This is a genomic window from Bradyrhizobium guangdongense (assembly GCF_006483445.1).
Lineage (GTDB): Bacteria > Pseudomonadota > Alphaproteobacteria > Rhizobiales > Xanthobacteraceae > Bradyrhizobium > Bradyrhizobium guangdongense_A.
The window spans coordinates 1-14,051 of sequence record NZ_PPPT01000200.1 but is presented as its reverse complement, the minus strand read 5'-3'; the positions used below and the strand labels follow the sequence as shown (position 1 = coordinate 14,051).

Sequence of the window (14,051 nt, the reverse complement as noted above, 5' to 3'; positions counted from 1 at the left end):
GACGTCAAGATCGCCGTCGACCAGGGCTCTTCGCATGACCAGGTCGTCAGCCGCCTGACGCCGAAGGCGCAGATCACGCGGCTGAAGACTGCCGACGACGCCACCGCCGCGCTGCAGACCGGTCGCGTCGACGCGCAGTGCCTCATCACCATGCTGTCGCTGACCGTGCTGAAGAAGAATCCCTCGCTCGGCCAGTTCGTGTTGCCGACGCCGATCTTCGCCACGACGTCGAACGCCGGCTTCCGCCGCGAGAACGACAAGACCTGGCGCGACTACGTCAACACCTGGATCGACTTCAACAAAGGCCTCGGCTTCATCCGCAACGCCATCATCACCAACATGGAGCTGGTGGGCGTGACGGAAGCGGACATTCCGCCGGGCGTCTCGCTGTAAGCTTCCACTGTCATTCCGGGGCGATGCAACGCATCGAACCCGGAATCTCGCTCCACAATCTCTGGATTCCGGGTTCGCGACTTCGTCGCGCCCCGGAATGACGGTGCAAAAGTCACCGCACGACGAGTAACGCACGCATGTATCAGTGGGACTTCGGCATCCTCTGGAGCTACCGGTGGCTCTTCCTGAACGGGCTCGGGGTCACCGTCGGCTTCACCGTGGTCATCGTGGTGTGCGGGCTCGTCTTCGGCCTGTTCGGCGCGTTCGGCAGCCTGTCGCGCTTCAAGGCCGTGCGGCTGGCCGCGCTCGCCTTCATCGAGGCGTTCCGCTGCACGCCGATCCTGGTGCAGTTGATCTGGTTCTACTACGCGCTGCCGATCCTTGCGGGCGTCGAGATGACGCCGATCACGGCCTCTGCGCTGGCGCTGTCGCTCTATGGCGGCTCGTTCTATTCGGAGATCATCCGCGGCGGCATCGTCTCGATCGACAAGGGCCAGTCGGAGGCCGGCGCCGCGCTCGGCATGACGCCGGGCCAAAGCATGCGGCGCATCGTGTTGCCGCAGGCGATCAAGCGCATGATCCCGGCGCTGATGAACCAGTCGATCATCCAGTTCAAGAACACCTCGCTGGTCTCCGTGCTCGCGGTGCCCGACCTCGTCTATCAGAGCCAGGTCGCCGCCCATGACAGCTACCGTCCGCTCGAAACTTACACCGCCGTGGCGGTCGCCTATGCGGCGATCCTCATTCCCCTGACCATCCTCGTCCGCCGCGGCGAGAAGCGTATGGCGATCAGCGAATGAGCGACACGGCCAAGATCGAAGTAAAGTCGCTGCGCAAGAGCTTTGGCAGCAACGAAGTGCTGAAGAGTATCAGCCTCGACGTCGCCAAGGGCGGCGTGGTGGCGCTGATCGGGCCGTCGGGTTCGGGCAAGTCGACGCTGCTCCGCTGCATCAATCTGCTGGTCGTTCCCGACGGCGGCAGCGTCCGCGTCGGCGACACGCGATTCGAGTTTGGCACCGGCGCAAGGCTCCCCGACGTCAGGGCGCTCGCGCGCTTCCGCACCACCACCGGCATGGTATTCCAGCATTTCAACCTGTTCCCGCACATGACGACGCTTCAGAACGTGATGGAGGGGCCGGTCACCGTGCGCCGCATGCCGAAGGCAGACGCCGAGAGGCTGGCGCGTGCGCAGCTCGCAAAAGTCGGGCTAGCCGAGAAGGCGGACCAATACCCGGCGACGCTCTCGGGTGGTCAGAAGCAGCGCGTCGCGATCGCGCGCGCACTCGCCATGGAGCCCGACGTGATGCTGTTCGACGAGGCAACGTCGGCGCTCGACCCCGAGCTCGTCGGCGAAGTTTTGAACGTCATCCAGCAGCTTGCGGCCGAAGGCATGACCATGGTGATCGTCACCCACGAGATCGCCTTTGCGCGCGAGGTCGCCGACCGCATCGTCTTCATGCGCGACGGCGTCGTGGTCGAGGAAGGTCCGGCACGTCAGGTCATCGACAGTCCGCGTGAGGCAGCGACGCAAGCCTTCCTCAGCCATTTCCACCGCACCGGTGCGCTGCCGCCGGCACCCGTGACATCGTGATGCCAAATATCGATCGCGCCTATCTCGTCACCGGCGCCGCCAGCGGCATCGGCCGGGCCACCGCAAAGCTGCTTGCCGCCCCCGGCACAGCGCTATTGCTCCACACGCGCGCAAACACGGCAGGACTCGATGCGACTGCGGCGGAGGCCGAGGCGCGCGGCGCCGGCGTTGCAAAATGCCTCGGCGATTTCGCCGACGAGAGCGCCGCACGCGATGCGGTTGCAGCGGCACAACGCGCCTTCGGCCGGCTCGACGCACTGGTGTCGGTCGGTGGCGCGGCCCGTCGCGGCAGCGCCGTCGGCGTCCCGGCCGATCAGTTCCGCACGGCGATGGATGAATCCGCGCTGGCCATCACGCGACTGGTCGAAGTTGCACGTCCATTGCTGCGCGCCGGGACCGACCCGCGCATCGTTGCGGTGTCCTCCTTCGTCGCGCATGTCTTCCGCCCCGATTTCGCGCCCTTCGCCGCGACCGCAGCGAGCCGCGCCGCGCTGGAAGCCCTGGTTCGGTCGATGTCCGTGGAGCTCGCGAAGGACGGCATCACCGTCAACGCGGTGACGCCGGGGCTGATCACAAAAGACAAACCGACCGAGAGCAAGCTCTCGCCGGCACAGATCGCAGCGACGGAGGCGTCGATCCCGATGGGGCGCCGCGGGCGGCCGGACGAGGTCGCCGCGGTCATCGCTTTCCTGGCCTCGCCCGCCGCATCCTACGTCACCGGCCAGATCTGGCACGTCAATGGAGGCCTGACATGACCGAGGCGACGATCGAACGCATCAGGCTGTTCCTGATCGAAAGCCCGATCAAGATGGCGCGCCTGCAAGGCGTCGGCAACGTCAAGGGCACCGTCAAGCGCGTGCTGATCGAGCTCACGTCGAGCGACGGCGTGGTCGGCTGGGGCGAGGCGGCACCTTGGGAAGTGTTTACGGGCACGCCGGAGGCCGCGTTCTCCGCGCTCGACATCTATCTGCGGCCGATCGTGCTGAAAAAGCCGGTCAAGCGCGTGCGCGCGCTGATGGCCGAGCTCGACCGCACCCTCGTCGGCCACGCCGAGGCCAAGGTGGGAATCGAGATGGCGGTGCTCGATATCGTCGGCAAGTCCGCCAACCTGTCGGTCGCCGATCTCCTCGGCGGCCGCGTGCGCGACGCCATTCCCCTCTCCTTCTCGATCGCCGACCCCGATTTTGCCGCCGACCTCGAGCGCATGCGCAAAATGGTTCCCCAGGGCAATGTCATCTACAAGGTGAAGACCGGCGTAAAACCGCATCGTGAGGATCTCGATCATCTCTCGGCGATCCGCAAGGAGTTCGGCGACAAGGTCGATCTGCGCGTCGACTACAACCAGGCGCTGGCGCCATTCGGCGCGATCAAGGTCCTGCGCGACGTCGAGCAGTTCGCGCCGACCTTCATCGAGCAGCCGGTGCCGCGCAAATTCCTCGACGTGATGGCGCAGCTCACCGCGGCGCTGGAGACGCCGGTGCTGGCGGACGAAAGCTGCTTCGACCGCCGCGACATGATGGAGGTGGTGCGGCGCGAGGCAGCCGATGCCGTCTCGATCAAGCTGATGAAGGCGGGCGGCCTGTTCGAGGCGCAGGCGATCATGGCGATCGCCGATATTGCAGGGCTGCCCGGCTATGGCGGAACGCTGTGGGAAGGCGGCATCGGGCTCGCCGCCGGCACGCAGCTCATCGCCGCGACGCCGGGCATCTCGCTCGGATGCGAATTCTACATGCCGCATCACGTGCTCACCGAGGACGTGCTTGAGGAGCCCGTCGCCAACCGCAACGGCCATGTCGTGGTGCCCGACGGCCCCGGCCTCGGCATCCGCGTCAGCGAAGCCTCCGTGCGCGCCAATGCGCGCGTGCTCGCGGAAGCCTGATAATGTCGGGCTGCCAGCGGCCACGCGTGAAGTGCGCTCCCTCTCCCGCTTGCAGGGGTCGGCCACGGCGATGTGGGTCTCGCCGCGGGGCCGGCGACGGCAGGGACCCATAACCACAGGAAGTAGTTGTGGCGCGAAGCTGGCAACCACGAGTCTTCGCCAAACTTCTCCCTGGGGCTATCGCGACGAGCGCAAGCGCTCGCGCGGGGGGTCCCGGATCGGCGCGCGCTATTGGACGACGCTTCGCCTTGCCAGGGGCGCGCTTGTCCGGGACGACAGCGGTGTTGCTGCATGGCCGTGCTGTCCTTCCCCTCGGCGACTCCCTATCGTATGGTCGTCCCAAACAAGCAGGGCCTTGCCCCATCAAGCCCGAATCTATCGGGCGTTCCGGAAACCTTCATGCCTGAACCCGCCTGGTCGCTACACTCCCGATTGAAAGAGGACACGATCGACATCGGCGATCTGCCCTTGTCAAAAGTCCTCGTCATCAAGGACGCCCATTATCCCTGGCTGCTGCTGGTGCCGCGGCGGGCCGATGCGGTCGAGATCATCGATCTCGACGAGGTCGCGCAGGCGCAGTTGATGACCGAGATTTCGCGCGTCTCCCGCGCGCTGAAAGAGATCACCAAATGCGACAAGCTCAATGTCGCGGCGCTCGGCAATCTCGTGCCGCAGCTCCACGTCCATATCATCGCGCGCCGGACCAGCGACGCCGCCTGGCCTCGCCCGGTCTGGGGCGTGATGCCGCCGCTGGCGCATGACGCCACCGAAGTGCAGAATTTCATCAGCGCGCTTCGCCGAAAAATCTGGTTGGGTTGAAAGAACAATAATGTCAGCATTCGACGCGTTTCCCCTGGGACAGCCGGCCTTCGTCACCCATGTCCTCGACCGTGCCGCGCACTTACGCCGCGACGATGAAAAACTGTTTGCGCTCGAGCAGAAGTCCTCATCGCGAGCCTACGTCATCTACCGCGACTCGCTGCTGGTGAAGCGCGAGGGCGAAAGCGTGCGCGCACTGCTCTCGATCGACGAGGCGATCAAATGCGGCGCCAATCCCGGCACGATCTTCCTGGGGTTGCGCGACGGCGCGGCGGTGTTCGGCATGGGCATGCCGCAGGCCGCGGCCGAAAAGCTGATGGGCCGCGACGACTACGCCGTCACCGAATTGCGCGGCATGGCGATGCAGGGCGCGATCCCGCCGGATCAGCTCTCCGCGATCGCGATGGCAAAGTCGATGGTGAGCTGGCATCAGCGCCACGGCTATTGCGCCAATTGCGGTCAGCGTAGCGCGATGAAGGAAGGCGGCTGGAAGCGCGATTGCCCGGCTTGCAAAGCCGAGCATTTTCCGCGCACCGATCCTGTGGTCATCATGCTGGTGGCCTCCGGCGACAAGTGCCTGCTCGGGCGGCAGAAACAGTTTCCGCCCGGCATGTATTCCTGCCTCGCCGGTTTCGTCGAAGCCGCCGAAACGATCGAGGACGCAGTACGCCGTGAGATTTTTGAGGAAAGCGGCGTTCGCTGTACGGACGTGCAGTATTACATGACGCAGCCCTGGCCCTATCCGTCGTCGCTGATGATCGGCTGCAGCGCGCGGGCGCTGAACGAAGACATCGTCGTCGACCGCACCGAGCTGGAAGAGGCGCGCTGGTTCACGCGCGACGAGGCGGCCCTGATGCTGAAGCGGACCCATCCCGACGGGCTTGCGGGTCCGCACCCCTTTGCCATTGCCCATCATCTGCTCGGACGCTGGGTGCACGGCAAGGACGGCGCCTGACAGATCAAGATCGACATGACCGCTCCGCCGCGCATTCTCTGCATCGGCATTCCCGTGCGCGACCTGACGTTCCGCGTCGAGAGTGTGCCTGCGCGCGGCAGCAAGGCCAATGCCAGCGGCCTTGCCGAGATTTGCGGCGGCAACGCGCTCAATGCCGCGATCGCGATCGCGCGTCTCGGTGGCCGCGCATCGCTGGCAGGTCCCATGGGCGATGCCGCCGAGACCTCGAGCAGCTTCATCCTCGACCACATGGCCCGCGAGGGCATCGAGACCAGGCATATCGTGCGCATGCCAGGCGTGATGACCCCGGTGTCAGCCATCACGATCGACGCGACCGGCGAGCGGACGCTCACCATCTATCGCGATCCCGGCCTGTGGCGCGTGACGCTGCCGGACGCCGACGCACTGCTCGCCGACTGCCAGGCGATCCTCGTCGAAAGCCGCTGCGGGGTGTTTTGCATCGACCTCTGTCATGCGGCGCGCCGGCGGGGCATTCCCGTCATCGCCGGTGTCGATCGCGCGATGGCGCTGGACGACGCCCTGCTCAGAGCGGCCTCACACATTCTGTTTGCGAGCGAACAGGTGCAGGAGACCGCGGGAATTGCCGATGACGGCCGGGCCCTGAAGCACCTCTCGGGGGTTACACCGGCCTTCCTGGCCGCCACCCGCGGGCCGCAGGGAACGATCTGGCTGAACGAGAGGGGCGAGCTTAAGGAAACGCCGGCCTTCCCGGTCCAGGCCGTGGACACGCTGGGGGCAGGCGACGTCTTCCACGGCGCCTTCGCGCTTGGGCTCGCCGAGGGCCAGGACGCGCGGGAAGCGCTGCGATTCGCTTCGGCGGCTGCAGCGCTGAAATGCACCCGCCATGGTGGCGGCTCGTCCGCACCGCAACGCTTTGAAGTGATGGAGCTTTTGCGAACCGTGCCGAGCGGGGGTGCGGCAGTCGCGCCGAGATTATAGGCTTGCGATAGAAGAATTTTCTCTATATGAGGGAAAGTGGCCTTCATAATGGAACAAAGTTCTAAGAAATGACCGAACTCGCTGTCCAGCTCCCCGAGACCAGCCGCCGCCTCGACGCCATCGACCGAAAAATCCTGATGGTGCTCCAGGACGATGCCTCGTTGTCCGTCGCCGAGATCGGCGACCGGGTCGGCCTGTCCTCCACCCCCTGCTGGAAGCGCATCCAGCGCCTGGAGGCCGACGGCGTGATCCTGAAGCGGGTCGCCCTCGTTGATCAGAACAAGATCGGGCTCGGCATTTCCGTGTTCGTATCGGTCGAGAGCGCCGACCATTCCGACGCCTGGCTGAAGAAGTTCGCCGAGGCCGTCAGCGCCATGCCCGAGGTGATGGAATTCTACCGCATGGCCGGCGACGTCGATTACATGCTCCGCGTCGTGGTCGCGGACATGCAGAGCTACGACGTGTTCTACAAGAAGCTGATCAGCGCCGTGCCGCTGAAGAACGTCACCTCGCGCTTCGCGATGGAGAAGATCAAGTCGGTCACCACGCTGCCGATCCCGGCGGTGGTGGCGGCGTAAGCCAGCCTTTCCGATCATTCGAATTCAAGAGCCGGTGGTGAATCCCTCGCCGCCGGCTTTTTTACACGCCTCCGCCGGTGTTCCCGTAAGGGACCGTTTACCGAGAATTAGACTTAACCGCCTAGTTTCGCGGCATGGAGGGGAAAACGGTGATCCTGCCCCGGCGGTGGACGGCCTGGTTGAATGCCGTCGTGCTGCTGGTCGCAGGCTGGATCGTGATCGCTGTTCTCTCCTTGCAGGTTCGTCCGGGTACGACGGTCGTGGCCGTCGCGTTTCCGCCGTGGTGGAGCGCACAGCAGGTTTTCGAGGCTGCTGCAACTGCCAAGGCGGAGATCGTGCGGTCTACGGCCCTTCCCACCCTTCTCGTCGTTCGCCCGGATGATCATGGCGGGCTGGCGCGGCTAACCGAAGCCGGCGCCTTCCTCGTCATGGACGTGCAGGCGATCGCTGCATGTTTTGGCAAGTGAATACTGGGGGCACAGAATGACTGTCGAGAGCAACGAGCTGGAAACGCTGCGTCAGACCACGAGCAAGGTCCTGCTCGTCATCCTGTGGCTCCATGTGCCCATCAGCGCCGTGATCGGGCTCTCGCTCGGCAAGGCCGGGTTCGTGCCTGCGCTGTTCATGGCGATCGCCGCGGTCGCAGCGACCTTGTCCTGGCGTTTGTCGGGCAACGGCCTGTCGACGCGCCTCGTCTTCGCCGTCGCGCTGATGAGCGGCGTGTCGATGTTCGCCTGGCAGTTCGAGGGCCATGCCTGGCAGATCGACATGCACATGTACTTCTTCGCGGCGCTCGCCTGCCTCGTCGCTTACTGCGACGTCCGGCCGATCGTCGCCGCCACCGTCGCGGTCGCGCTGCATCACCTCGCGCTGAACTTTTTGCTGCCGGCCGCGATTTATCCCGGCGGCTCCGATCTCGGCCGCGTCGTGCTGCACGCCGTCATCCTGCTGATGGAAGCGGGCGTGCTGATTGCGCTCGCGCACAAGCTCTCTGAACTGTTCGAGACCACCGCCGTGAAGACCGCCGAAGCCCAGGCCGCGCTCGCGTCCGAGGCCCGCGCCAATGGCGAGCGGAGCGAAGTCGAGCGGCGCGCCAAACAGGACCGCGACCAGGCCCGGCGCGATCTGGCCGCAGGCTTCGAGCGCAGCGTCGGCAGCATCGTCGAGGCGGTGGCCGTCGCCGCCGGCGAGATGCAGCGCCTGTCCTCGTCGATGAGCAACAACAGCGCCGATACCGCACAGAAGACGGCAGCCGCAGCCGCGGCCTCGAACCGCGCCTCGAGCAATGTCGAGACGGTGGCGGCCGCGACCGAGGAACTGACGGCCTCGATCAGCAGCATCACCCAGCAGGTGTCCCGCTCGGCCGAGATCGCGACCAAGGCCGCGGACGAAGCCCGCCGCACCAATGAGGTGGTCGAAGGGCTCGCCACCGGCACGCAGAAGATCGGCGAGGTCGTGACGTTGATCCAGAGCATCGCCAGCCAGACCAATCTGCTGGCGCTGAACGCGACCATCGAAGCGGCACGCGCCGGCGAGCACGGCAAGGGATTTGCGGTCGTCGCGAGCGAAGTGAAGGCGCTGGCCAACCAGACCGCCAAGGCCACCGAAGAGATTTCGGCGCAGGTCCAGAGCATCCAGGGCGCGACCAGCGAGGCCGTGACAGCCATTCAGGCGATCGGCGCGACCATTGCGGAGATCGATGCGATCTCCAGCCAGATCTCGACCGCCGTCGACCAGCAGGGCCAGGCGACGCGCGAGATCGCCGGCAGCCTGCAGCAGGCCGCGACCGGCACACGCGAGGTCAACGACAACATCCTCAGCGTCACCAAGGCGTCCGACCAGGCCGGCGCGAATTCATCGAAGATTCACGAAGCTGCATCCGGACTGTCGTCGCAGTCGGAGCGCCTCAAGGCGGAGGTCGACGGCTTCCTGGGATCGCTGCGGGTGGCGTAAGCGACTAAGCGACGCAGACTGAATCGGCCGCGCTCGCGCGGCCGCGTCAGATCTTCTGATTGTACTCGCCGACCTCGGGATGGGTGCGCAGCACGCTGTTCACCATCTCGAACATGTCATGCATGCGCTGCTCGGAGACGGGGCTTTCGACCACCACCACGAGCTCCGGCTTGTTGGAGGAGGCGCGGACCAGGCCCCAGCTGCCGTCCTCCACCGTGACGCGGACGCCGTTGACGGTGACGAGATCGCGGATCGACTGTCCGCCGATCTTCGCGCCCTTCGCCTGCAGGCCTTCGAAATGCTTCACGACCTGGTCGATGACGCCGTACTTCACCTCGTCGCCGCAATGCGGCGACATCGTCGGCGACGACCAGGTCTTTGGCAGCGCGTTCTTCAGATCAGCCATCGACTTGCCAGGCGCGCGGTCGAGCATGTCGCAGATCGCGATCGCCGAGACCAGACCATCGTCATAGCCACGTCCATACGGCTTGTTGAAGAAGAAGTGGCCTGACTTCTCGAAGCCAGCGAGCGCGCCCATCTCGTGGGTGCGGCGCTTCATGTAGGAATGGCCGGTCTTCCAGTAGGCGACCTTCGCCCCCTGCTTCTGCAGGACAGGATCGGTCACGAACAGGCCAGTCGACTTCACGTCCACGACGAACTGCGCATCCTTGTGGATCGCCGACATGTCGCGCGCCAGCATCACGCCGACCTTGTCGGCAAAGATCTCCTCGCCGGTGTTGTCGACTACGCCGCAGCGATCGCCGTCGCCGTCGAAGCCGAGACCGACATCGGCCTTGTGATGCAGAACCGCGTCGCGGATCGCGTGCAGCATTTCCATATCTTCCGGATTCGGATTGTATTTTGGGAAGGTGTGGTCGAGCTCGGTGTCGAGCGGGATCACCTCGCAGCCGATCGCCTCCAGCACCTGCGGCGCGAACGCACCCGCCGTGCCGTTGCCGCAGGCCACGACCACCTTGAGCTTGCGCTTCAACTTCGGACGGTTGGTGAGATCGGCAATGTAGCGCGCCGGATAGTTCTCGTGGAAGTGGTAGGCGCCGCCGGCCTTGTTCCTGAATTCGGCGTTGAGCACGATCTCTTTCAGCCGCGTCATCTCGTCCGGGCCGAAGGTGAGCGGGCGGTTGGCGCCCATCTTCACGCCGGTCCAGCCATTGTCGTTGTGCGAGGCCGTGACCATGGCGACGCAGGGCACGTCGAGATCGAACTGGGCGAAATAGGCCATCGGCGTCACCGCAAGGCCGATGTCATGCACCTTGCAGCCGGCCGCCATCAGGCCGGAGATCAGCGCGTACTTGATCGAGGCCGAGTAGCCGCGGAAATCATGCCCGGTGACGATCTCCTGCTTGACGCCCAATTCAGCGATCAGCGCGCCCAGACCCATGCCAAGCGCCTGCACCCCCATGAGGTTGATTTCCTTCTGGAACAGCCAGCGGGCGTCATATTCGCGGAAACCCGTGGCCTTCACCATCGGTTCGGACTCGAAGGCATAGGTGTTGGGCAGCAGCACGGATTTCGGCTTGGGGAACATGAGAGAGCGGTCTCGTTAATCGACAGAGGAATACCGCAGCCTTAGCGAATGCGCGGGGCTGGCGGAAGGCGGGATTGGCAGCTTATGGCCGATAATTGCGGCAGATTGGTAACAAGGAAACCTTAACCGCCGCGGGGACGGGCAAAACGACGGCAATATCGAGAAATACCGGCTGGAGTTACTGCTCCAGCACCATCTGGCCGTTGGCGTACTCAAAACGCTTGAGCCGGGACAGGAAGGAAAGCCCGAGCAGATTCTCCGACAGCGCCTCGTCCGGCAGCACCATGGCATCGACATCGCGCACGATGATCCCGCCGACCTCGAGCATGGCGAGGCGAGTGCGCGCGGCCTTGATGGTGCCGTTGGCGGTGGTGACGTTGGCGTTATAGTCGCCGCGGGCCGGACGCAGGCCGAAGCGAGCGGCCGACGTCTCGTTCAGAGCCACGACCGACGCGCCGGTGTCGACCATGAAGCCGATGCGCTGGCCATCAATGCGGCCTTCGGTCTGGAAATGGCCGCGGGCGTCGCGGGGAATGCTCAAGCTGCGATAGCCGGCCTGCACGGGCGTTGCGACGGCGATGGTCCGTTGCGGCGAGGTGGTCGCCGAGGCCGCGCTCATCTTGTCGGCCATCTGGGCCATGAAGGTGCCGAGGCCGATCATGATGGCCGCGAAGATCATAATGTTACGCATGACACACCACTCGGAACTCAAACCACGATCACACCACGGCAGGCCCCCATCCGCGAGTAACGCCGCGGCCGGGACGCGGTCATTTTGGCGAAAAGGATGAGCGAACGGTTAATGCGCCTGCGCGCGATTCAAGTCCCGCGGGGCTTGGCGCGCCGGGTCGGCAGCGCATTGGCGGGATCGTCGGGCCAGGGGTGGCGCGGATAGCGACCGCGTAGATCGGAGCGCACCGCCGCGTAACTGCCGCGCCAAAAACCGGGCAGATCGCGCGTCACCTGCACCGGGCGCTGCGCAGGCGACAGCAATTCCAGCACCAGCGGCACTTTTCCCGCCGCGATCGAGGGATGGGTGTTGAGCCCGAACAACTCCTGCAAGCGCACGGCGATCGTCGGCCCCTGCTCGGCTTCATAGTCGATCGCGAGCATGGTGCCGGTCGGCGCCTCGAAATGCGTCGGCGCCTCGCGATCGAGCCGCGCGCGCTGATCCCACGGCAGCAGGCCCATCAGCGCGTCCGACAGATCGCCGGCCGAGACGTCCTTCAGCGCCGTCTTGTCGTAGAGCGCGGGTACCAGCCAATCCTCACGCCGCGCGATCAACGCCGCGTCGGACAGATCGGGCCAGCTCTCACCTTCGGCCTTGCGTAAAAACATCACGCGGTCGCGCCACTGGATGGCCTGCTTCGACCAGGGCAGCCTGTCGAGCCCTGCTGCAATCAGGCCGTCGGCGAGAACGCGAGCGGTTTCGGCAGACGGTGAAATCGTGAGTGGTGCTTCGGCGAGCGTGATCGCATGCAGGACACGCTTGCGCCGCGCGCGCAGCGCCATGGCGCCGCGATCGAAAAAGATCTCATCGGAGGTTTCGATGTGCTCGGCAAAATGCTGCTCGATCTCGGCCTCGCGGATCGGCGCCGCCAGCAAAATGCGGCCGCTGGCCGCCGTTCCCGTCATCTCGGCGACCGCGATATAGGGCGCGCGCGCGAGCGACGAGGTCTGCTCGACGGCGGCGCCACGGCCGTTGGCGAGCACAAAGCTGCCATTGCCGCGGTTGCGCGCGACGCGATCCGGGAAAGCATAGGCTAGCATCACGCCGGTACTGAGCTGGCCCTGCTCTGCCGGCTTCCCGGATGAAGCGACCTGCGCAGCCCAGCGCCGTGCCAGATCGCGAGCGCTGGAGGCGCGCGGCGAGCGGTCGCGGCGGAACTGATCGAGCCTGTGGTCGAGATCGACGGTGTCGCCGCCGAGCCCGCGCTCGGTGAGGATGGCGGCAATCTCGGCGGCGGCTTCGCCCTCTCCGGACCTGTTCGAATCCACGATCATGCGGGCGAGCCGCGGCGGCAGCGCCAGCGCGCGCAGGCTCTTGCCTTCCGCCGTGATGCGGCCGTCGGCATCGATCGCGTTCAGCTCGGCGAGCAGGATTGTGGCTTCCTTCCACGCCGGACCCGGCGGCGGATCGAGGAACGACAGCGCGGCGGGGTCGCTGACGCCCCATTGTGCGAGATCGAGCACCAGCGACGACAGGTCGGCGCTCAAAATTTCCGGCTGCGTATATTGTGCGAGCGAAACTGTCTGCGGTTCGTCCCACAGGCGATAACAGACACCAGGCTCGGTGCGGCCGGCGCGACCCCGGCGCTGGTCGACCGCAGCGCGCGAGGCGCGCACGGTCTCGAGCCGCGTCAGGCCGATGTCCGGCTCGTAGCGCGGAACACGCGCGAGACCGGAATCGACGACGATGCGCACGCCTTCGATGGTCAGCGAGGTCTCGGCGATCGACGTTGCCAGCACGACCTTGCGCGTGCCCTTGGGCGCAGGTGCGATCGCGCGGTCCTGCACGGCCGCGTCGAGCGCGCCGAACAGCGGCACGATCTCGGTGTTGGCATCCTGCACGCGCTCGGCGAGAAAGGTTTGCGTGCGACGGATTTCGGCGGCACCTGGAAGGAACGCCAGCACCGAGCCACCGTCTGCGCGCAGCGCGGACGCGATCGCATCCGCCATCTGCCGCTCAAGCTGCACGTCGGACTTGCGGCCGAGATAGCGGGTTTCGACCGGATAGGCGCGGCCCTCGCTCTCGACCACGGGCGCACTCCCTAAGAGCTTTGCGACCCGCGCGCCGTCGAGGGTTGCCGACATCACGAGGATGCGCAGGTCCTCGCGCAAGCCCATTTGCGCATCGCGCGCCAGCGCGAGGCCGAGATCGGCATCCAGCGAGCGCTCGTGGAATTCGTCGAACAGCACGGCGGCGATGCCGGTCAGTTCAGGATCATCGAGGATCTGGCGAGTGAAGATGCCCTCGGTCACCACCTCGATACGCGTTGCACGCGATATCTTCGAGCCGAAGCGGACGCGATAGCCGACGGTTTCGCCTGCGCGTTCGCCAAGCGATTTTGCCATGCGATCGGCGCTGGCGCGCGCCGCGATGCGCCGCGGCTCGAGCACGATGATCTTCTTGCCCGCAGCCCAGGGCGCATCGAGCAGCGCCAGCGGCACGCGCGTGGTCTTGCCGGCGCCGGGCGGCGCCACCAGCACGGCGGCGTTGTTCTGATCGAGCGTGCGCGACAAATCGTCGAGCACGGCGTCGATCGGAAGGGGCGTGTCGAAGCTGCGGGGCAATATTCTATCCGTTCGTCATGCCCGGCCTTGTGCCGGGCATCCACGTTCTTTGGTTGCAAGTGAACAAGACGTGGATGGCCGGG

At 65.7% G+C, this 14,051-nt stretch carries 13 protein-coding genes and 1 pseudogene; 11 read left to right on the top strand and 3 right to left on the bottom strand.

Annotation, left to right across the window (positions count from 1 at the left end; all coding sequences use genetic code 11):
- The 11 genes and pseudogenes from C2U70_RS27245 to C2U70_RS27195 form a co-directional block, all read left to right on the top strand.
- Window positions 1–393 (top strand): annotated as a pseudogene (locus tag C2U70_RS27245) (transporter substrate-binding domain-containing protein); the annotation flags it as partial.
- 137 nt (window positions 394–530) lie between these two features.
- Window positions 531–1,193, top strand: a complete 663-nt coding sequence (locus C2U70_RS27240) for an amino acid ABC transporter permease (protein ID WP_140981713.1) — start codon at window positions 531–533, stop codon at window positions 1,191–1,193.
- The gene (locus C2U70_RS27235) at window positions 1,190–1,984 is read left to right on the top strand and encodes an amino acid ABC transporter ATP-binding protein (protein WP_140981712.1); all 795 of its coding nucleotides are present in this window, start codon (window positions 1,190–1,192) and stop codon (window positions 1,982–1,984) included. Before C2U70_RS27240 ends, C2U70_RS27235 begins: the two co-directional genes overlap by 4 nt.
- Window positions 1,984–2,739, top strand: coding sequence for an SDR family NAD(P)-dependent oxidoreductase (locus C2U70_RS27230; protein ID WP_140981711.1), 756 nt, complete (start codon window positions 1,984–1,986; stop codon window positions 2,737–2,739). Before C2U70_RS27235 ends, C2U70_RS27230 begins: the two co-directional genes overlap by 1 nt.
- The gene (locus C2U70_RS27225; RefSeq protein ID WP_140981710.1) at window positions 2,736–3,863 is read left to right on the top strand and encodes a muconate cycloisomerase family protein; all 1,128 of its coding nucleotides are present in this window, start codon (window positions 2,736–2,738) and stop codon (window positions 3,861–3,863) included. The genes C2U70_RS27230 and C2U70_RS27225 overlap by 4 nt, the downstream gene beginning before the upstream one ends.
- Window positions 3,864–4,262: 399 nt before the next feature.
- A complete protein-coding gene (locus tag C2U70_RS27220; RefSeq protein WP_186294504.1) occupies window positions 4,263–4,682 on the top strand; it encodes an HIT domain-containing protein in 420 nt (139 codons plus the stop codon).
- Window positions 4,683–4,692: 10 nt separating this feature from the next.
- Window positions 4,693–5,637: an NAD(+) diphosphatase gene (nudC, locus tag C2U70_RS27215; protein ID WP_140981709.1), complete on the top strand. Its 945-nt coding sequence runs from the start codon at window positions 4,693–4,695 to the stop codon at window positions 5,635–5,637.
- 15 nt (window positions 5,638–5,652) lie between these two features.
- Window positions 5,653–6,597: a sugar kinase gene (locus tag C2U70_RS27210; protein WP_140981708.1), complete on the top strand. Its 945-nt coding sequence runs from the start codon at window positions 5,653–5,655 to the stop codon at window positions 6,595–6,597.
- A 68-nt stretch (window positions 6,598–6,665) separates the two neighbouring features.
- Entirely contained in the window at window positions 6,666–7,175 is a 510-nt protein-coding gene (locus tag C2U70_RS27205) for an Lrp/AsnC family transcriptional regulator (protein ID WP_140981707.1), read from the top strand.
- 134 nt (window positions 7,176–7,309) lie between these two features.
- Window positions 7,310–7,642, top strand: coding sequence for a hypothetical protein (locus tag C2U70_RS27200; RefSeq protein WP_140981706.1), 333 nt, complete (start codon window positions 7,310–7,312; stop codon window positions 7,640–7,642).
- Between the two features lie 16 nt (window positions 7,643–7,658).
- Complete coding sequence (locus C2U70_RS27195) at window positions 7,659–9,128, top strand: methyl-accepting chemotaxis protein (RefSeq protein ID WP_140981705.1); 1,470 nt, start codon at window positions 7,659–7,661, stop codon at window positions 9,126–9,128.
- 46 nt (window positions 9,129–9,174) lie between these two features.
- On the opposite strand, the gene C2U70_RS27190 is transcribed toward C2U70_RS27195, so the two are convergent.
- The 3 genes from C2U70_RS27190 to hrpB all read right to left on the bottom strand — a co-directional run bounded on the left by C2U70_RS27190 (window position 9,175) and on the right by hrpB (window position 13,968).
- Window positions 9,175–10,674 (bottom strand): phosphomannomutase/phosphoglucomutase, encoded by a 1,500-nt coding sequence (locus C2U70_RS27190; protein WP_140981704.1) that lies wholly within the window; start codon window positions 10,672–10,674, stop codon window positions 9,175–9,177.
- Window positions 10,675–10,852: 178 nt separating this feature from the next.
- Window positions 10,853–11,365: a TIGR02281 family clan AA aspartic protease gene (locus C2U70_RS27185; protein ID WP_140981703.1), complete on the bottom strand. Its 513-nt coding sequence runs from the start codon at window positions 11,363–11,365 to the stop codon at window positions 10,853–10,855.
- 128 nt (window positions 11,366–11,493) lie between these two features.
- Window positions 11,494–13,968 carry an ATP-dependent helicase HrpB gene (hrpB, locus tag C2U70_RS27180; protein WP_186294503.1) on the bottom strand — a complete coding sequence of 825 codons (2,475 nt, stop codon included), beginning with the start codon at window positions 13,966–13,968 and terminating at the stop codon, window positions 11,494–11,496.
- Window positions 13,969–14,051 lie beyond the last annotated feature (83 nt).